15 protein-coding genes are annotated in these 19,830 nt (G+C 66.7%); 4 read left to right on the top strand and 11 right to left on the bottom strand.

Features of this window, described 5'->3' with window-relative positions:
- Window positions 1-4 precede the first annotated feature (4 nt).
- A complete protein-coding gene (locus tag NUV79_RS20815) occupies window positions 5-319 on the top strand; it encodes an AAA family ATPase (protein ID WP_257734984.1) in 315 nt (104 codons plus the stop codon).
- A gap of 290 nt (window positions 320-609) precedes the next feature.
- Here NUV79_RS20815 and grxD read toward each other — a convergent pair whose 3' ends face one another.
- From grxD to NUV79_RS20845, 6 genes are all read right to left on the bottom strand, one after another.
- On the bottom strand, window positions 610-945 hold the full coding sequence (gene grxD, locus NUV79_RS20820; protein ID WP_113585809.1) for a Grx4 family monothiol glutaredoxin: 336 nt from the start codon (window positions 943-945) through the stop codon (window positions 610-612).
- 47 nt (window positions 946-992) lie between these two features.
- Entirely contained in the window at window positions 993-1,229 is a 237-nt protein-coding gene (locus NUV79_RS20825) for a BolA family protein (RefSeq protein WP_061970071.1), read from the bottom strand.
- Between the two features lie 12 nt (window positions 1,230-1,241).
- On the bottom strand, window positions 1,242-3,452 hold the full coding sequence (gene purL, locus NUV79_RS20830; protein WP_257734985.1) for a phosphoribosylformylglycinamidine synthase subunit PurL: 2,211 nt from the start codon (window positions 3,450-3,452) through the stop codon (window positions 1,242-1,244).
- Window positions 3,453-3,547: 95 nt separating this feature from the next.
- Entirely contained in the window at window positions 3,548-3,985 is a 438-nt protein-coding gene (locus NUV79_RS20835) for an acyl-CoA thioesterase (RefSeq protein WP_257734986.1), read from the bottom strand.
- Entirely contained in the window at window positions 3,982-4,869 is an 888-nt protein-coding gene (locus NUV79_RS20840; RefSeq protein WP_257734987.1) for a methyltransferase domain-containing protein, read from the bottom strand. The genes NUV79_RS20835 and NUV79_RS20840 overlap by 4 nt, the downstream gene beginning before the upstream one ends.
- Window positions 4,870-4,972: 103 nt before the next feature.
- Window positions 4,973-5,851, bottom strand: coding sequence for a UTP--glucose-1-phosphate uridylyltransferase (locus tag NUV79_RS20845; RefSeq protein WP_257734988.1), 879 nt, complete (start codon window positions 5,849-5,851; stop codon window positions 4,973-4,975).
- 169 nt (window positions 5,852-6,020) lie between these two features.
- Between NUV79_RS20845 and galE the strand changes: the two genes are divergently transcribed.
- Window positions 6,021-7,013: a UDP-glucose 4-epimerase GalE gene (gene galE, locus NUV79_RS20850; protein ID WP_257734989.1), complete on the top strand. Its 993-nt coding sequence runs from the start codon at window positions 6,021-6,023 to the stop codon at window positions 7,011-7,013.
- Between the two features lie 15 nt (window positions 7,014-7,028).
- Here the strand turns inward: galE and rnk are convergent, their stop codons facing one another.
- On the bottom strand, window positions 7,029-7,439 hold the full coding sequence (rnk, locus tag NUV79_RS20855) for a nucleoside diphosphate kinase regulator (protein ID WP_257734990.1): 411 nt from the start codon (window positions 7,437-7,439) through the stop codon (window positions 7,029-7,031).
- A gap of 381 nt (window positions 7,440-7,820) precedes the next feature.
- On the opposite strand from rnk, the gene NUV79_RS20860 reads away from it, so the two are divergent.
- Entirely contained in the window at window positions 7,821-9,056 is a 1,236-nt protein-coding gene (locus NUV79_RS20860) for a lytic murein transglycosylase (RefSeq protein WP_257734991.1), read from the top strand.
- 56 nt (window positions 9,057-9,112) lie between these two features.
- Entirely contained in the window at window positions 9,113-10,315 is a 1,203-nt protein-coding gene (locus NUV79_RS20865; protein WP_257734992.1) for an SGNH/GDSL hydrolase family protein, read from the top strand.
- Here NUV79_RS20865 and NUV79_RS20870 read toward each other — a convergent pair whose 3' ends face one another.
- From NUV79_RS20870 to gltB, 4 genes are all read right to left on the bottom strand, one after another.
- The gene (locus NUV79_RS20870) at window positions 10,316-11,830 is read right to left on the bottom strand and encodes an ABC-F family ATP-binding cassette domain-containing protein (protein ID WP_257734993.1); all 1,515 of its coding nucleotides are present in this window, start codon (window positions 11,828-11,830) and stop codon (window positions 10,316-10,318) included.
- Window positions 11,831-12,061: 231 nt separating this feature from the next.
- Window positions 12,062-13,129 (bottom strand): helix-turn-helix domain-containing protein, encoded by a 1,068-nt coding sequence (locus NUV79_RS20875; protein ID WP_257734994.1) that lies wholly within the window; start codon window positions 13,127-13,129, stop codon window positions 12,062-12,064.
- 112 nt (window positions 13,130-13,241) lie between these two features.
- The gene (locus NUV79_RS20880) at window positions 13,242-14,666 is read right to left on the bottom strand and encodes a glutamate synthase subunit beta (RefSeq protein ID WP_257734995.1); all 1,425 of its coding nucleotides are present in this window, start codon (window positions 14,664-14,666) and stop codon (window positions 13,242-13,244) included.
- A 100-nt stretch (window positions 14,667-14,766) separates the two neighbouring features.
- Window positions 14,767-19,455, bottom strand: a complete 4,689-nt coding sequence (gltB, locus tag NUV79_RS20885) for a glutamate synthase large subunit (protein WP_257734996.1) — start codon at window positions 19,453-19,455, stop codon at window positions 14,767-14,769.
- Window positions 19,456-19,830: the final 375 nt, after the last annotated feature.

Consider the following 19,830-nt stretch of genomic DNA (forward strand, 5'->3'; position numbering starts at 1 on the left):
GGGAATGACGACCCCAAAGCCCCAGTTCTGGATCGTTGCTGGCCCCAATGGTGTCGGCAAGACCACTTATGCCTTCCGGCATATCAAGGCCGTCTCGGGCAGCACGCGCTTCGTCAATCTCGACGAGATCGCGCGCGGTCTTTCCCCGCTCGACCCCTCGATGGAGCAGCAGCGCGCCGGCCGTGTCGCGCTGGAGCTGACACGCTCGCTGATCGCTGAAAGGAGATCGTTCTCGATCGAGACGACGCTCTCAGGCAAGACGCACCTGCGCACGATCGCAGCGGCCCGGGAGGCCGGCTTCGCCGTCAACCTGTTGTAGGTCGCCAGCCCGGAAATCTCGCTGGCGCGCATCGCCCGCCGCGTCAGCGAAGGCGGCCACGACGTCACGGAAGCCGACGTTCGGCGCCGCTTCTCCCGTTCGATCGAAAACCTGCCGGCCTATATCGATGCGATCGATCAATGGCGTGTCTTCGACAATGCGACTCTGCGCCCCAAAGCCATAGCGGAGGGGCGGCGCGGCTGCATTTCGCTGATCCAGCGCGAGGGCGATCTGCCGCAGGCGCTATGGGCGGCGCTTGAGACGCTGCCGCCCCGCGCGGAAGGCTGAATTCAGCTCGCCTGCTTCACCGCTATGCCCTTCTCTTCGAAGAGCTGCTGCAATTCGCCGGCCTGGAACATCTCGCGGGTGATGTCGCAGCCGCCGACGAACTCGCCCTTGACGTAGAGCTGCGGGATCGTCGGCCAGTTCGAATAGGCCTTGATGCCCTCGCGGATTTCCTGGTCCTCGAGCACGTTCACGCCCTTATAGGGCACGCCGATATAGCCGAGGATCTGCGCGACCTGGCCGGAGAAGCCGCACATCGGGAATTGCGGCGTGCCCTTCATGAACAGCACCACGTCATTGTTCTTCACTTCCGCTTCGATGCGGGCATTGACGTCGGACATCGTCTCGTCTCCTGAAGCGGGTTCAAGGCCCGCCGGATGGCATTGTTCTAATCTTGGGGAACGCTGGTCGTCAGCGCAAGGGCGTGCAGGACGCCGCCCATATTCCCCTGGAGCGCGGCATAGACCATCTGGTGCTGCTGCACCCGGGTCTTGCCCTTGAAGGCGGCCGAGACGACGGTCGCGGCATAGTGGTCGCCGTCGCCGGCCAGATCCTTGATCTCGATCGCCGCATCCGGCAGCGCCGCCTTGATCATGCGCTCGATCTCGTGGGCATCCATCGCCATGGGTCGAACTCCTCAGGCCGCCTTGCCGGCCATATAGGACGGCAGCCAGTCTTCATGGATCTTGCGGAGATCGGCGATCGCCAAGGCAGGCTCGCCCGGCAGGGCAAGCGAGGCGCCGCCCGTCTTGCCGATGGCGAGCGCCGGTACGCCGGCTGCCTTGGCGGCAGCGATCACGGCATCGGCCTCGGCAGCCGGGACGGTCAGGACATAGCGCGCCTGGTCCTCGCCGAAGAGCGCGGCATGGACGGGGCCGGCCGGGAACGCCTCGATCGTGGCGCCGATGCCCTTGGCCATCGCCATCTCGGCGAGCGCCACGGCAAGGCCGCCATCCGACAGGTCATGGCAGGTTGTGACCTTGCCGGACGCGATCAGCCCGCGCACGAAATCGCCGTTGCGGCGCTCGACCGCGAGATCGACCGGCGGCGGGGCGCCCTCCTCGCGGCCGCAGACGGTCGCGAGATAGGCGCTCTGGCCGAGCCAGCCGGCGGTCTCGCCGATCAGGACGATCGCCTCGCCCTCGGCCTTGAAGGCGACGGTCGCGTGCTTGGTCACATCGGCCATGACGCCGACGCCGCCGATGGTCGGGGTAGGCAGGATCGAGATGCCGTTGGTCTCGTTGTAGAGCGAGACATTGCCGGAAACGACCGGGAAGTCGAGCACCTTGCAGGCCTCGCCGATCCCACGGATGCAGCCGACGAACTGGCCCATCACTTCCGGCTTCTCGGGATTGCCGAAATTGAGGTTGTCGGTGATCGCGAGCGGCGTGGCGCCCGTGGCGGTCAGGTTGCGCCAGGCTTCGGCCACCGCCTGCTTGCCGCCCTCGAACGGATCGGCCTCGCAATAGCGCGGCGTCACGTCGGCGGTCATGGCGAGGCCCCGCGGCCCGTCCTCGATGCGGATCACGCCGGCATCGCCGCCCGGCGTCACCGCCGAGTTGCCGAGGATCAGCGTGTCGTACTGTTCCCAGATCCAGCGCTTGGAGGAGAGATCCGGCGAGCCGATCAGCTTCTTCAGGGCTTCCACGTTGCCGCAAGGCGGCGTCACGGTCTCGGCCGCGATGCGCTGCTGCGGCGCGGTCTCGATCCAGGGCCGGTCATATTCCGGAGCCTCGTCGCCGAGCTCCTTGATCGGCAGGTCGGCCATGACCTCGCCCTGGTGCTTGATGACGAAGCGCAGCGTGTCAGTGGTATGGCCGATGACGGCGAAGTCCAGGCCCCATTTCTTGAAGATCGCCTCGGCGGCGTCCTCATGGCCCGGCTTGATCACCATGAGCATGCGCTCCTGGCTCTCCGACAGCATCATCTCATAGGCGCTCATGCCCTCCTCGCGGCAGGGCACCTTGTCGAGGTCGAGCTCGACGCCGAGATCGCCCTTGGCGCCCATCTCGACGGCCGAGCAGGTCAGGCCGGCGGCGCCCATGTCCTGGATCGCGTCGACATGGCCGGCGGCCATGATCTCGAGGCAGGCTTCGAGCAGGAGCTTCTCGGCGAAGGGGTCGCCGACCTGCACGGTCGGGCGCTTCTCCTCCGACTTGTCGTCGAATTCGGCCGAGGCCATGGTCGCGCCGTGGATGCCGTCGCGGCCGGTCTTGGATCCCAGATAGACGATCGCCTTACCGACGCCGGAGGCCTTGGCGTAGAAGATCTCGTCGGCCTTGGCGATGCCGACCGCCATGGCGTTGACGAGGATGTTGCCGTCGTAGCGGGTATGGAAGCCGGTGGCGCCGCCGACATTCGGCACGCCGAAGGAATTGCCGTAGCCGCCGATGCCGGCGACGACGCCGGAGACGAGATGGCGGGTCTTCGGATGATCGGGCGAGCCGAAGCGCAGCGCGTCGAGCACCGCGATCGGGCGCGCGCCCATCGTGAAGACGTCGCGCAGGATGCCGCCTACGCCCGTCGTCGCGCCCTGATAGGGCTCGATGAAGGACGGGTGGTTGTGGCTCTCCATCTTGAAGACGATGGCGGTGCCCTCGCCGATATCGATGACGCCGGCATTCTCGCCCGGGCCCTGGATCACCCAGGGTGCCTTGGTCGGCAGCGTCTTCAGATGGATCTTCGACGACTTGTAGGAGCAGTGCTCGTTCCACATCGCCGAGACGATGCCGAGCTCGGTGATCGTCGGCTCGCGGCCGATCAGATGCAGGAAGCGCTGGTACTCGTCCGGCTTCAGGCCGTGCTCGGCGACGAGCTGCGGGGTGATCTTGATGTCGTTCGGAATCACGGGCTCAGGGTTCCTGGCGGTCCGGCGATAGGGGTTGGCAGGGGCATAGCCTGCCTCGGCGCGCGAGACAACATTCCGCGACGCAGACGCGGCTTTCAGCTCTGGATGGCCGTCAAGGCGCTCCTGAGCGGCGCCGGGATCGGCACGGGCTTCTGGCTCGCGCGCTCGACATAGACATGGGTGAAGCGGCCCTGTGCCGCCGCCTGCGCGCCGCCCTGCCGGAAGATGCCGATGCGATAGGTCACCGAGCTGTTGCCGAGGCGCTCGACCGCGATCCCCGCCTCCACCGTCTCCGGGAAGGCGACGCTCTCGAAATAGGTGCAGCCGGTCTCGACCACGAGCCCGACGATCTCACTGCCGGAAAGGTCGAGGAAGCCGTTCTCGATCAGCCAGGCATTCACCGCCGTGTCGAACCAGCCGTAATAGACGACATTATTGACGTGCCCGTAGGCGTCATTGTCGTGCCAGCGCGTCGGGATGGCGCGGAAGACGCGGACATCGGCGCGGCTCAGGCGGGGCTGTCGCTCGCTCATCCTTCGCCTCCCGGCTTCTCGCCCGCCTTGATCTCCGGCACGCCCAGCGCATCGGCGAGCCGCGCCTTGGCCGAACCCGGCTTCAACGGCTTCTGTTGGCTCTCATGTGGCGCCCAGCCGGAAACCCAGACGAACTCGAAGGTCGCGGGCAGACGCCCATCCGGATCGGCGAAGCGTTCGGCGTAGAGCGTGGCCGCGCGCAGCAAGGTCTCGCGCCGCGACGGCGTCTTGCGCCGGGCGATGAGCGCATTGGCCCAGCCCATGGCACGCAGATCGCGGAACAGCCCGAAGGCATCGCGATAGCGCACCGTGACGATCTCGCTGTCGATGACGGGCAATGCGAATCCGGCCCGCTGCAGCAGCCCGCCGAGATCGCGCAGGTCGGCGAAGGGCGCGACGCGCGGGCTGACCCCGCCCATCGTCTCACTCTCGGCTTCAAGCAGCACCTGCCGGAGTTCCTGCAAGCTACGCCCACCGAGCAGGCAGCCCATGAACAGACCGTCGGGCTTGAGCGCCCGCTTGATCTGGATGAGCGCACCCGGCAGGTCGTTGACCCCGTGCAGTGCAAGCAACGAGACGGCGAGATCGAGCGAACCGGCGGCTAAAGGCAGGCTTTCGAGATCGCCGACGACGTCGGCTTGCGCCCCTTCGGCTTCCGCCATGCGTAGTAGACGCCCGACCCGGCCGGCGAGGATAGGAGCGACGACCGGCAGCGCAGTGCCCAGGTCGGCCGCGACCGCGAACTCCCGCAGCACCGCGCCCAACCGATCCTCCAGATCGCCTGCCGCGCGCTGCAGCAGGAAATCCGGATAGTCGCCGGCAAGCGCGCGTTTCAGCCGCGAACGGCCGAGCGCCCGGTCGAAGACGAAGCTCTGGTCACTCAACTTTGCACCGTCAGCAAGACGCAAGCCCTCACCCTTGAAGGCGCCATTCCTAGTCGGAACAGCGCCTCAGGACGAGAGCTGAGTTGAACGGGCCGTGCACGCCTCAGCGGTCGAGCAGCTTCTCGATTTCCGCACGCAGTTGCGGGCCGAGATCGCTGCGGTCGAGCGCATAGGCGACATTGGCCGCAAGGAAGCCGATCTTCGAGCCGGCATCGTAGATCTCGCCGTCGAAACGCACCGCGAAGAACGGCTCCAGATGCGACAGCGCGATCATCGAATCGGTCAGCTGGATCTCGCCGCCCGCACCCTTTTCCTGATTGGCGAGCAGGTTGAAGATCGTCGGCTGCAGGATGTAGCGGCCGGAAATATGCAGGTTCGACGGCGCCGTGCCCTTCGGCGGCTTCTCGACCATCCCGGTGATCTTCGAGACCTTGGCCTTGGCGTCCTGGACGCCGACGATGCCGTATTGATGGGTCTGGTCGTCCGGCACGGGGGCCACGGCGATGTGGTTGCCGCCATGCTGGTCATAGGCGTCGATCATCTCGGCGAGGCAGCCCTTGCCATGGCTGTAATGCAGCATATCCGGCAGCAGCAGCGCGAAGGGCTCGTCGCCGACGATCTCGCGCGCGCACCAGACGGCATGGCCGAGGCCGAGCGGCGCCTGCTGGCGGGTGAAGCTGGTCGCGCCGGCGGCCGGCAGATCGTGCTTCAGCGCCTCCAGCTCCTTGACCTTGTTGCGCTTGGCCAGCGTGTCGTCGAGCTCGTAGGCCATGTCGAAATGGTCCTCGATCACCGCCTTGTTGCGGCCGGTGACGAAGATGAAATGCTCGATGCCGGCGGCGCGCGCCTCGTCCACGACATGCTGCACGACCGGGCGGTCGACGATGGTGAGCATCTCCTTCGGGATCGCCTTGGTGGCGGGCAGGAAGCGGGTGCCAAGACCAGCGACGGGGAGAACGGCCTTGCGGATGCGTTTCGTCATGAAAAATCCATTGGGCGCAATAGCCTTGCCGAAGCCAGGCGATGGTGGGGACGGCCGTACAACTGTCATGGTTGCCGGCCATCAGGCGGTATTAGCTGACAGGCCTTGAGAAGCCGTCAACGGTTTTTCGATAGGTCGGGTTCCTGACGAAGATGAGGCGAGAGAGACGATGGCGGTATTGGTTTCCGGCGGCGCCGGCTACATCGGCAGCCACATGGTCCTGGAATTGCTGGACCGCGGCGAGAAGGTCGTGGTGCTCGACAACCTCTCGACCGGCTTCTGGTGGGCGGTGCCGCCCGAGGCGATCTTCGTCCAGGGCGATATCGGCAACCAGGAATTGGTCGAGGGCCTGATCGGCGAGTATGACATCACGGAGATCGCGCATTTCGCCGCCAGGATCGTGGTTCCGGAATCGGTGACCGACCCTCTGGGCTACTATTTCAACAATACCGTGAAGACCCGCGCCCTGATCGAAAGCGCTGCGCGCAAGGGCGTGAAGCACGTCATCTTCTCCTCCACCGCCGCCGTCTATGGCGAGCCGCCGGTCTCGCCGGTGCCGGAGGAGATCGCGCTGAACCCGATCAACCCCTATGGTCGCTCGAAACTGATGAGCGAGTGGATGCTGCAGGACGCGGCGAAGGCGCATGGCTTCTCTTACGTCGCGCTGCGCTATTTCAACGTCGCCGGCGCCGATCCGAAGGGGCGCTCGGGCCAATCCTCGCCGAACGCCACCCATCTGATCAAGGTCGCGAGTCAGGCGGCGCTCGGCCAGCGCGACGGCCTGACCGTGTTCGGCACGGACTACGCGACGCCGGACGGCACCTGCGTGCGCGACTATATCCACGTCACCGACCTTGCCCGCGCCCATCTTGCCGCGCTCGACCATCTGCGCGGCGGCGGCGAGAGCTTGACGCTGAACTGCGGCTATGGCCGCGGCTATTCGGTGAAGGAGGTCGTCGAGGTCGTGAAGAAGGTCTCAGGGGTCGATTTCCCGGTGACGCTGGCGGAGCGCCGGCCCGGCGACCCCGCCTCGCTGATCGCGCGCGCCGACCGTATTCGCGCCGAGCTCGGCTGGCAGCCGGAGCATGATGATCTCGAGGAGATCGTCGGCCAGGCGCTCGCCTGGGAAGAAAAACTCAGGACGAAGAACGCCTCGGCCTGAGCTTTCGGATCCGTGTCAGGGCGCAGCCGGCTCCTCGGCCGGCTCACGCACTTCGAGCACCGTCAGGCGCTTCACGTCGCCCGAACGCGTCGTCCAGTCGATCGAGCGCTCGGCCGCCATGCCGATCAGCGCGACGCCGATCGGCGTCATCACCGAGATCCGGTTCTTCTCGATATCGGCATGTTCAGGCCAGACCAGCGTGACGGTGGTCTCCCGCTTGGTCGTCTCGTCGCGATAGACGATCTCGCTGCCGATCCGGGCGTGATCGGCCGAGACCCGGCTTCCCGGCAGGATGCGGGCGCGGTCGAGCTCATGGGTCAGCTCGGCGGCGAGATCGGGCATGGTGTTGGCCGCGCCGGCCGCGATGCGGCTCAGCATGGCATGGTCCGCAGCCGTAACGGTGATGGCGGGACGCTTGGCAGTCATGGGAACAATCTTTCATGGAAAAGGCGAGCGCCCGCCGGCGGACGAAAACCGCGCGGCACAAAAGGTCTGACTCGCAGGGAAATTAAGGAGATGAAGCGCCCCCGAACCGGCGGCGCGACGCGCGACAGGCCCGGGGCTAGAAGCCCGCGATGAGGTTGCCCGAGCGGTGCAGACCGCGGCGGAAAGGGGACGCGCTATTCATCCGCCGAGAATCTGACAATCGCCCGAGCTTGTCAAATCACGAACACGTCCCATCGCCGGCCGCGCCATAGCGTCGCTGACAGGTCCGAACGCATCCCCGGCTGGCGCTCCCTTAACCCTTGGTTAATCTTGTTCGGGCGCTGTGAAGATGTTTCCATCCAGCATTCGCCGGGAGTGTCCATGCGCCTGTCCGTCATCGCAGCCTCAGTCCTGTTCAGCCTGGCACCGGCGCTGGCCCAGACCACCGGCTCGATCAACGCGTCCGGCGCCCATGCCCGCAGCCATGCGCAGGCGACCCCGGCGAGCGCCTCCTTCGACGTCTTCGTGCAACGGCTCTGGCCGCAGGCGCAAGCACGCGGCATCTCGCGCGCGACCTTCGACCTCGCCTTCCGTGGCGTGACGCCGGATGCCTCGATCGTTGCTCTGACGAAGAAGCAATCCGAGTTCAGCGCCCCGATCTGGAATTATCTGGAGAACGCCGTCGGCGGCTCCCGCATCCAGCGCGGGCGCGAGGCCGCGGCCGAGAATGCCTCCGTGCTCGCGCAGGTCGAGGCACGCTATGGCGTGCCCAAGGAGGTCGTCCTCGGCGTCTGGGGCATGGAGACCAATTACGGGTCGTTCAAGGGCAGCAAGGACGTCATCCGCTCGCTCGCGACACTGGCCTCGATCCGCTATCGCGGCGACTTCTTCCGCGACGAATTGCTGACCGCGATGGAATTGATCGAGAAGGGCCATGTCGAGCGCAGCGAGCTGAAAGGCTCCTGGGCTGGCGCCATGGGCCACACCCAGTTCATGCCGTCGAGCTACATGAAATACGCGGTCGACTGGACCGGCGACGGCCATGCCGACATCTGGACCTCGTCGAGCGACGCCATCGCCTCCACCGCCAATTATCTCAAGGGCTATGGCTGGGTGCCGGGCCTGCCCTGGGGCATGGAGGTGACGCTTCCCGCCGGCTTCGACCACCGCCTGGACAAGGCGAGCTTCTCCGCCTTCGCATCCGCCGGCATCCGCCGCGCCGATGGCGGCCGCTTGCCCTCCTCCGGCGAAGGCCGCCTGTTCTACCCAGCCGGCCATACCGGCCCGGTCATGCTGCTCACCGCCAATTTCGACGTCATCAAGAAGTACAATTCGTCCGACGCCTATGCGATGGCCGTCGGCCATCTCGGCGACCGGATCGCCGGGCGCGCCGCCATCCAGGGCAACTGGCCGACCAAGGCGCCGCGCCTCGACATGGCCGCGACCCGCGACCTCCAGAACCGCCTGAAGGCGCTCGGCCTCTACAACCACGACGCCGATGGCCGCATCGGCACCGGCACCCGCGAGGCCGTCCGCCGCTACCAGATCAGCGCAGGCGAGATCGCCGACGGCTACCCGACCCCGGCCCTTTTGACCAAGCTGCGCGGCAAGCGCTGACTTCGGGCCTGCGAGGGCCTATACTGCAAGGTGAAGGGTAACCGCCGGATCGGCCGATGCGCCTGCGTTCGCTTGCCATGGTTCTGGGTGCCGCCTGCCTGCTCCTCCTGACGGGCGGGCCGGTATCCCTCGCCCAGCAGCAGCCGCAACAGCAGCGCAGCCTGTTCCAGATGTTCTGGCAAATACCGGCTCAGCCACGGACCGCGCCGCAGCCGCGCCAGCGCGTCGCGCCTGTCGCCCGCCGTCGCGATGCGCCCGTCGTCGTCCGCGACGATCCGGTCATTCCCAAGGTCGATGTCGCCCATCATGTCCTCGTGATGGGCGACTCGCTCGCGAACCTCCTCGCGAACGGCCTGGACGATGCCCTCAACAGCCGCCCCGATGTCGAGGTGATCCACCGGGCCAAGCCCGATTCCGGCCTGGTGCGGAGCGATTTCTACGACTGGCCGAAAGCCGCTTCCGAGCTTCTCGCCAGCGACCAGAAGATCAGCATCGGCGTCATCCTGCTCGGCCTCAACGACCGCCAGCCGCTGCGCGAGGGCGACACCGTCCATGAGCCCCTGAGCCCGCGCTGGCTCGAACTCTATCGTGACCGGATCGACGCCATCGCCAATGCCTTCGCCGGCAAGCGCGTGCCCTTGATCTGGGTCGGCGCGCCGCCGATGCAGAACGGGCGGCTCTCGGCCGACATGATCATCTTCAACGACCTCTATCGCCAGCGCGTCGAGAAGGCGGGCGGGCAATATGTCGATCTCTGGGGCGGCTTCGTCGATGCCGAGAACCGCTATGCCGCGACCGGCCCGGACGTCTCCGGCCAGCCGGTGCGGCTGCGCCTTGGCGACGGCATCCATTTCACCGCCGCCGGCGCCCGCAAGGCCGCTCATTTCGTCGATCTCGTCATCCGCCGCATGATCGAGGCCGCGCCGCAGAACAGCGTCATCGCCCTGCCCGTCTCGCCCGAGACCGGCGCCCCCAGCGCCCTCGAACTTCAGCCCGGTGGCGTCGAGCGCCTGATCGACCAGATGGTCGCCGGCGTGCCGACGATCGGCCTGCCCGCCGCCTTGCAGGCTCGCCCGATCGCCGGGCCGATCCAGCCCCTTACCGGCCAGGCCGCTCTCTCCGAGCAGCCATTGCTCGCCTCGATCACCGAGGCGCGCGGGCGGGGCGACGCCGCCCTCCAGCTCGAACGCGTCTTCGGCCAGGGCATCGCCCCGGACCCGGTCTCGGGCCGGCTCGACGATTACCGCTGGCCGCGCTGATCAGCCCGCCATCAGCCGGTCGAAGACCGGATCGGGATCGTCGACCTCGACCAGTTTCTTGGCCGTGATGACCCAGATCCGCGTCGCCACCGCCCGGACGAAGGCACGGTCATGGCTGACCAGCAGGCAGGCCGTTTCCTGCTTGATCAACTCGGCCTCCAGCATGTCCTGCCCCTCGATATCGAGATGGTTGGTCGGCTCGTCGAGCAGGTAGAAGTTCGGCTCGGCCAAGCGCAACAGCAGCATTGCAAGCCGGGCCCGTTGCCCGCCGGAGAGGCGCGTCGTCGGCGCGGCCTGCGCCTCGCTCGCGATTCCCGCCCCGGCGAGCACGGTGCGTGCCGTCTGATCGCCGAGATCGCTGGAGCGCTTCACCGCATCCCAGGGCGTGCGCCAGGCGTCGAGCTGCGACAGGCCCTGATCGGAATAGCCCGCCTTCAGGGTCGCGGCGCCGCGGATTTCCGGATCGGAGCCATCGAGCGCCGCCCGCAATCGCGTGACGAAGCGCGTCTTGCCGCTGCCATTGGCGCCGAGCAGCGCGATCCGATCGCCCTTCTCGATCCAGAGCGGCCCGGTGCGGAACAGCAGGCGCCCGTCCGGCGTGCTGATAGCCGTTTCCTTGATCGAGACCAGCGCCTTGGCATGGGTGCCGCTGCTGGCGAGCCGGATCGTGCCGGCCGAGCGCTCCTTGTGTCCGGGCTTGGCCCGCTCCTCCAGCTTGTCGGCGCGCTCGGAGAGTTGCTTGGTCTTGACCACCAGCAGGTCCGAACCGGAATTGATGCCGATATTCTTCAGCTTCGCCGCCTGCTGGCGGAGCGCCTTGACCTTGCGCATCTCGTTTTCGAATTGCCGGTCGCGCGCCGCGTCGCGCTCCTCCAGGGCCTGAAGCGCCCGCGAATAGGGCAAGGCAAAATCGGCGCTCTCCGCCGGGCGCAGGAACAGGGTGCGCGTGCTGACATCGTCGAGAAAGGCCCGGTCATGGCTGGCCGCGACCACGGCACAGTCGCGCGGCAGGTTGGCGAGAAAGCGTTCCAGCAGGCCGATCCGTTCGAGGTCGAGATGGTTGGTCGGCTCGTCCAACAACAGCAGGTCGGGCTCGATCACCGCCGCCCGCGCCAGCAGCATCGTGCGCTGCCAGCCACCGGAGAGGCTGCCGACAGGCCGGCTGCGCAGGCTCTCCTCGACCATGAGATCGTCGAGCAGCACATCGACGCGCCAGCTTTCGGTCTCGGCCGCTTCGGCGTCGAGCGCATCCAGCACGGCATCGTAGAGGCTCATTGATAGGAGCCGTTCGGGCGGGTCCTGCGGCGCGAAGGCGGTGACGAGGCCGCGCGATCGGGTCAGCGTACCCCCGCTCGCCTCCTCGCTGCCGGCGAGGATACGCAGGAGCGAGGATTTGCCGCGCCCATTGGCCGCGACGAGGCCGAGGCGATCGCCCTTGGCGATGGCGAGGTCGAGGCCGGCGAAGAGCGGCGCGCTGCGCGCGAGCGAGAGGTCTTTCAAGGTGATCAGGGACATCGGAATCTCATGAAGTCAGGCATGCGCGCACAAGCGCGCCGAGTCAGGCTGACGATGAGACGGCAATGCGCTCCCGGTCAGCCCCGCGAGGTGAAGCGCGGGGCGCTGACAGGTCCGCGGGTGCGGCAATGGAAGCGGCGGCGCGGCGCCTGCTTCCCCTTCTGGTTCGATTCCATGGTGGCGATCATAGCCAAGTCGGCGCGGTTGAACAGGGCGCGCGCCACGAGAACTCTAGTCCCGCACGATCTGCCGGAGGAGGTCATCCAGATTGGGCGCTTCGGAAGCCCGCGCCTTCGCCAGGGCAGCCTCGACGGGCGCGCCTGACAGCCGGCTATACATCACCTCCCGGGGCGCCAGGCCGAATTCCCTGCGGAAGGACCGACTGAAGCTCGATGGGTCCGAGAAGCCGATCTCCTCGGCAATCGCCGCCACGGAGCGTCCTTCCGGGTTCCGCGACAGCTCGTTGAAGCACCGCCTCAGGCGCCGCCGCTGGACGTAATGCGCCACGCCGCCTTCGCTCTCGAACAGGCGATAAAGCTGCGAGCGCGACATGCCGGCCTCCCGGCACAGAAAATCGGGCCCCAGGGCGGGGTTGTTCAAGTTGAGGTCGATCAGCCGCCGGACGACCTCCTTGCGCGTCGCGGCAAGCGGCGCCTCGGCGATGGCGCTGTGATCGGCCGATGGCGCGACGCAGGCGAGCAGCATCCCGCGAACCGCGGTTTGCAGTTCGTCCAGATTCGGTTCCGAGAAAGCCGTGGCGGTGCGCGCCATCAGGGCGATGAATTCGCTCAGGAGCTGGCCCATCTGGCCGCCGAGAGGGCGGCCCTCGACCGCCTCGAAAACAGCCGACAGCTCAGGAAAGCCGTCGCGTGGCAAATAGAGCTGCAAGCGCTCGTCCGCGTCGCGCTGGCTGACGAGCGGACGGCCGAAGGAAGCCACGTAAGGCGTGTTGGCCGGCACGTCGAGGACGCCTTGCCTGCCGGATTCGCCCAAGGTCCTCTGGTAACCGAAGGCGACGCCCCAATGGTCGATGGGGTTGCGCCGGACGAGGCTCGCGGTCCGCAGCGCCCGCAGCTTGGGGGCACGGACCCGGGTCAGCCCGAAGCCGCCGAGATCCCAGGTTTCGCTCGTCGCGGAGAAACCTTGCCGGGGATCATCGATCTCGATGTCGAAGACGGAATCGAACCAACCGCGCCAGGCGTCGAGCTGTTGCGCCTTCGGTACGCCCTCGGTGGTGAAGATAACCGATTTCATGGAACGGAGCCGGGCCAGGGTCTGCGACCTGTCTTGCACCCGCATTCCACATGCCGGTCAAGTTAATTATTCGCGCCTGCGAAGGACTGCCAAAAATTGAGGCAGACCTGCCGCATGCCAAAGCCCATTCGGGCGCGGCTCTCCCTGCCAGGAGCGCTCACACCGGCAGGATCGTCGCGCCCATCAGTTCCTTGTCGATCGCATGGGCCGCCTGGCGGCCCTCGCGGATCGCCCAGACCACCAGCGACTGGCCGCGACGCATGTCGCCGGCGACGAAGACCTTTCCGACATTGGTCTTGTAGTCGCGGTCGTTGGCGACGACGTTGGCGCGCTTGTCCACCGCCGCGCCCGACTGCGCGATCATGCCCTCGATCACCGAGCCGGCGAAGCCGATGGCGAGGAAGCAGAGATCGGCCTGGAGCACGAACTCGGTGCCGGGGATGGGCTTGCGCTTCTCGTCGACGCGGGCGCATTTCACGCCGGTGAGCTTGCCGTTACGGCCTTCGAGCCCGAGCGTCGCCGCCTGGAACTCGCGCTCGGCGCCCTCGGCCTGCGAGGACGAGGTGCGGAACTTGGTCGGCCAATACGGCCAGACGGTAAGCTTGTCCTCCAGCTCCGGCGCCATCGGCCGGATGTCGAGCTGCGTCACCGAGAGCGCGCCCTGCCGGAAGGCGGTGCCGACGCAGTCGGACGCCGTATCGCCACCGCCGACCACGACGACATGCTTGCCGGCTGCGCTGATCGGCTCCAGCGCCGAGACGTCCTCGCCGCCGACGCGCTTGTTCTGCTGGGTCAGGTACGGCATCGCGTAGTGGACGCCGGCGAGGTTGGTGTCCGGCAGGCCGGGGTCGCGCGGCGCTTCCGCCCCGCCCGTCATCAGCACCGCGTCATGCTCGGCCATCAGCGTGGCGAAGGGCAGGTTCACGCCGATATTGGCGTTGTAGTGGAAGGTCACGCCTTCCGCCTCCATCTGCTTCACCCGGCGGTCGATATGCTTCTTCTCCATCTTGAAGTCGGGGATGCCGTAGCGCAGCAGGCCGCCGGCCTTGGCCTCGCGCTCATAGAGATGGACATCATGCCCGACGCGGGCGAGCTGCTGCGCCGCGGCCATGCCGGCCGGCCCTGAGCCGACGATGGCGATGCGCTTGCCGGTGCGCTTGGCCGGGATTTCCGGCGCGATCCAGCCCTCTTCCCAGCCCTTGTCGGCAATCGCCTGCTCGATCGTCTTGATCGTCACCGGCATGTTTTCGAGGTTGAGCGTGCAGGCTTCCTCGCAAGGCGCCGGGCAGATGCGGCCGGTGAATTCCGGGAAGTTGTTGGTGGAATGGAGGTTGCGCAGAGCATCCTCCCAGCCGCCGGAATAGACCAGTTCGTTCCAGTCCGGAATCTGGTTATGGACCGGGCAGCCGGTCGGCCCGTGGCAGAACGGGATGCCGCAATCCATGCAGCGCGCCGCCTGCTTCTTGACGTCGCGCTCCTCCAAGGGAAGCGTAAACTCGCGGAAGTGGCGAATGCGGTCGCCGGCGAGCTGATACTTCTGCTCTTGCCGGTCGAATTCGAGAAAGCCCGTGACCTTGCCCATGCCGTTTCTCTCGCCGTGTGCGCGGGTACGTCCCCGTGCGCGTGCCTTGACTTGATCGAGATGCCGGGGCGCAAGCTGGCCCCGGCGGGGTGGCGTTCGCTTATTCCGCAGCCTGCAAGGTGCGGGCCTGTTCCATCTCGCGCAGCGCGCGGCGGTACTCGACCGGCATCACCTTGACGAACTTGGTGCGGTAATCCGCCCAGTTGTCGAGGATGGTGCGGGCGCGCTCCGAGCCGGTGTAGTCGACATGGTTCGTCAGCATCTGCATCAGGCGCTCTTCATCGTGGCCCGACATGTTGGTCATGTCGATCCGGCCCTTATGTTCGAGATCGCCGCCGTGATGGTGCAGGCGCTCCATCAGGTCCTCCTCCTCCTCGACCGGTTCGAGATCGACCATCGAGAGGTTGCAGCGCGACTTGAAGGTGCCGTCCTCGTCCAGCACATAGGCGATGCCGCCCGACATGCCGGCCGCGAAATTGCGCCCGGTCTGGCCGATGACCGCGACGACGCCGCCGGTCATGTACTCGCAGCCATGGTCGCCCGTGCCCTCCACCACCGCGATGGCGCCGGAATTGCGCACCGCGAAGCGCTCGCCCGCGACGCCCCTGAAATAGGCCTCGCCCGCGATCGCGCCGTAGAGCACGGTGTTGCCGACGATGATCGAGCGCTCGGCCACGGCCTTGGTCGCCGGGTCAGGCTTCACGATGACCTTGCCGCCGGACAGACCCTTGGCCACGTAGTCGTTGGCCTGGCCTGTAAGCTCGACCGTGACGCCGGCCGCGAGGAAGGCCGCGAAGCTCTGGCCGGAGGTGCCCTTGAGCTTCACCGTGATCGTGTCCTCCGGCAGGCCGGCATGGCCGTACTTCTTGGCGACGGCGCCCGAGAGCATCGCGCCCGTGCTGCGATCGACATTGCCGACCGGTTTCTCGATCACGACCGGGGTGCCGGTCTCGATCGCGTCGGTCGTCTCTGCGAGCAGCTGGCGGTCGAGCACGGTGTCGATCGGGTGCTTCTGCAACTCGACATGGCGGATCGCCACGCCCGGCAGGTCGACCTTGTGGAAGAGCTTGGTGAAGTCGAGGCCGTTCGCCTTCCAGTGTTCGATCGCGTCGCGCTTGTCGAGCAGGTCCGAGCGGCCGACGATCTCCTCGATCTTGGTGAAGCCCATCTCCGCCATGATCCGGCGGACATCCTCGGCCACGAAGAAGAAGTAGTTCACGACATGCTCGGGCAGGCCCTTGAAGCGCTTGCGCAGCACCGGGTCCTGCGTCGCGACGCCGACCGGGCAGGTGTTGAGATGGCACTTGCGCATCATGATGCAGCCGGCCGCGATCAACGGCGCGGTCGAGAAGCCGAACTCGTCGGCGCCGAGCAGCGCACCGATGATGACGTCCCGGCCCGTGCGCAGACCGCCATCGACTTGCAAGGCCACGCGGCCGCGCAGCTGGTTCAGCACCAGCGTCTGCTGCGTCTCGGCCAGCCCGATCTCCCAGGGCGAGCCGGCATGCTTCAGCGAGGTCAGGGGGCTTGCGCCCGTGCCGCCCTCGAAGCCGGAGATGGTGATGTGGTCGGCGCGCGACTTGGCGACGCCTGCGGCGACCGTGCCGACGCCGATCTCGGAGACGAGCTTCACCGAGACATCGGCCGACGGATTGACGTTCTTCAGGTCGAAGATCAGCTGCGCCAGATCCTCGATCGAATAGATGTCGTGATGCGGCGGCGGCGAGATCAGGCCGACGCCCGGCGTCGAATGCCGGGTCCGGGCGATCTTGGCATCGACCTTGTGACCGGGCAACTGGCCGCCCTCGCCGGGCTTGGCACCCTGCGCCACCTTGATCTGCATCACGTCGGAGTTGACGAGATATTCGGTGGTGACGCCGAAGCGGCCGGACGCGATCTGCTTGATCGCCGAGCGCTTGGAGCGGCCATCCGGCATCGGCCGGAAGCGGATCGATTCCTCGCCGCCCTCGCCCGTATTCGACTTGCCGCCGATCTGGTTCATCGCGATGGCGAGCGTCTCATGCGCCTCGCGCGAGATCGAGCCGAAGGACATCGCTCCTGTGGCGAAGCGCTTCACGATATCGGCAGCGGATTCGACGCTCTCCAGCGGCACCGGCGCGCGGCCGTTATCGGTGGCCATCTTGACCTTGAACAGGCCGCGGATGGTGCTGAGCCGCTGCGCGTCGTCGTTCACCTGCTGCGCGAATTCCTCGTAGCGATCCTGCGCGTTGAGGCGCACCGCATGCTGCAAGGAGGCGACGACATCCGGCTTCCAGACATGGTCCTCGCCGCGGACGCGGTACATGTACTCGCCGCCGATATCGAGGCTGTTGCGGTAGAGCGGCGAGTCGCCGAAGGCGTCGCGATGCCGACGCAGGCTCTCCTCGGCGATCTCGTCGAGGCCGACGCCCTCGATCGCCGTGCCGGTGCCGAAGAAGAACTTGTCGACGAAGGCGCTCTTCAGGCCGACGGCATCGAAGATCTGCGCGCCGCAATAGGACTGGTAGGTCGAGATGCCCATCTTGGACATCACCTTGAGCACGCCTTTGCCGACCGACTTGATGTAGCGCTTCACCACCTCGTCGGCATCGACCTCCTCGGGGAAGGCGCCCTGCTCATGCTGGTCGAGCAGGGTGTCGAAGGCAAGATAGGGGTTGATCGCCTCGGCGCCGTAGCCGGCGAGACAGCAGAAATGGTGGATCTCGCGCGGCTCGCCGGATTCGACGACGAGGCCGACCGAGGTGCGCAGCCCCTTGCGGATCAGGTGATGGTGCACCGCCGCCGTCGCCAGCAGCGCCGGGATCGGAATGCGGTCCGGCCCGACCTGCCGGTCGGACAGGATGATGATGTTGTAGCCACCATGAACCGCGGCCTCGGCACGCTCGCAGAGCCGCGCCACGGCACCGTCCATGCCGGCAGCGCCCTCGCGCGCCGGATAGGTGAAGTCGATCGTCTTGGTGTCGAAGCGATCCTCGTAATGGCCGATGCAGCGGATCTTCTCGAGATCGTCATTCGTCAGGATCGGGGTGCGGACCTCCAGGCGCTTGCGCCGCGAGGTGCCTTCCAGGTCGAGGATGTTCGGACGCGGCCCGATGAAGGAGAGCAGGCTCATCACCAGCTCCTCGCGGATCGGGTCGATCGGCGGGTTCGTCACCTGCGCGAAGTTCTGCTTGAAATAGGTGTAGAGCAGCTTCGACTTGAGCGAGAGCGCCGAGATCGGCGTGTCCGTGCCCATCGAGCCCACGGCTTCCTGCCCGGTCACCGCCATCGGCGCCATCAGCAGGCGAACATCCTCGGTGGTGTAGCCGAAGGATTGCTGGCGATCGAGCAACGGCACATCGGTGCGCGAGGCCCGCGCCTCGACCGGCGGCAGATCCTCAAGCACGATCTGGGTGCGCTTCAGCCAATCCTTGTAGGGGTTGGCAAGGCAGAGCGAGGTCTTGATCTCGTCATCGCCGATGATGCGGCCCTGTTCGAGATCGATCAGGAGCATCTTGCCGGGCTGGAGGCGCCACTTCTCGACGATCTTCTCCTCCGGAATCGGCAGCACGCCGAATTCCGAGGCGAGCACCACGAGCCCGTCATCCGTGACGAGATAGCGCGCGGGGCGCAGGCCGTTGCGGTCGAGCGTGGCGCCGATCTGGCGCCCGTCGGTGAAGGCGATCGCGGCCGGCCCGTCCCAGGGCTCCATCAGTGCCGCATGGTACTCGTAGAAAGCGCGCCGCTCCTCGTTCATCAGCGGGTTGCCATTCCACGCCTCCGGCACGAGCATCATCATGGCGTGAGCAAGCGAGTAGCCGCCCTGCACCAGGAATTCGAGCGCGTTGTCGAAGCAGGCGGTGTCCGATTGCCCCTCATAGGAGATCGGCCAGAGCTTCGAGATGTCGGAGCCGAACAGGTCGGAATCGACGCTCGCCTGCCGCGCCGCCATCCAGTTGACGTTGCCGCGCAGCGTGTTGATCTCGCCGTTATGCGCGACCATCCGGTAGGGATGGGCGAGGCGCCAGGACGGGAAGGTGTTGGTGGCGAAGCGCTGGTGGACGAGGGCAAGCGCGCTGACGAAGCGCTCGTCCTGCAGGTCCTTGAAGTAGGAGCCGAGCTGGTTCACCAGCACCATGCCCTTGTAGACGATGGTGCGGCAGGACATCGAGACGGGGTAATATTCCGCCGTCTTGCGCTCCTGATGCTTGTAGACCTTGTTCGAGACCGACTTGCGGAGGACATAGACCTGCCGCTCGAACTCGTCCTCGTCGGTGATGTCGTCGGGGCGGCCGACGAAGAGCTGGCGATGCACCGGCTCGGTCGCAAGCACGGCCTGGCCGAGATCGCTGTTGTCGACCGGCACGTCGCGCCATCCGAGGAAGACGAGCCCCTCCTCCGCCACGGTCTGCGAGATGATCTCCTCGCACATCGCCCGCGCGACAGGATCGCGCGGCATGAAGAACTGCCCGATGGCGTAATAGCCCAGCGCCGGCAGGGTGATGCCGAGCCGCGCGGTCTCCTCGCGGAAGAACTGGTCGGGAATCTGGACGAGGATGCCGCAGCCGTCGCCGAGCTTCGGATCGGCACCGACCGCGCCGCGATGATCGATATTGTGCAGGATCTGCAGGCCCTGCTGCACGATCGCATGGCTCTTGCGGTTCTTCATGTCGGCAATGAAGCCGACGCCGCACGAGTCTTTCTCGTTATTGGGATCGTACAGGCCCTGATGCGTCGGCATCGCCGGATCGCGCACGGCCGGAAAACGCTCGAAAGCCTCTGCGCCGCTCGACTTGCTGGTCACGCTCATCGTCAAACCCCGCTTCCCAGAACCCCGCGAGCTCACGCCGGCAGGGAGACCCGTCAGTCCATGATCCCGACCGCTGCGGCCCTCGGAGCCGACCGGAAGTCGGCAGCAAGGATGGGGCCAAGGCGGTCCGGCCGTCGTCTTTTTGGAGGCTCTGCTTGCGCTTTGTTTCCACCGCGCCCGCGTCCTCCGCAGGCGCTTCGGGCGTGCCTCGCCCGTTCGCGCCTGTCTTCAGGCCGTCGTTTTACGGACGGCGCGCGTGCGATTGGCTTTGGCGTTGGTAGCCCGGCCCTTCGTCATGTTCGCCTCCGTTGCGACGGCGCGACCTTGAGCTAGAGCAGCTTTTGGTCGGCGCGGTGAAAAATGGGACAGCAACAC

It is taken from the genome of Allobosea sp. 47.2.35, assembly GCF_024655635.1.
Taxonomy (GTDB): domain Bacteria; phylum Pseudomonadota; class Alphaproteobacteria; order Rhizobiales; family Beijerinckiaceae; genus Allobosea.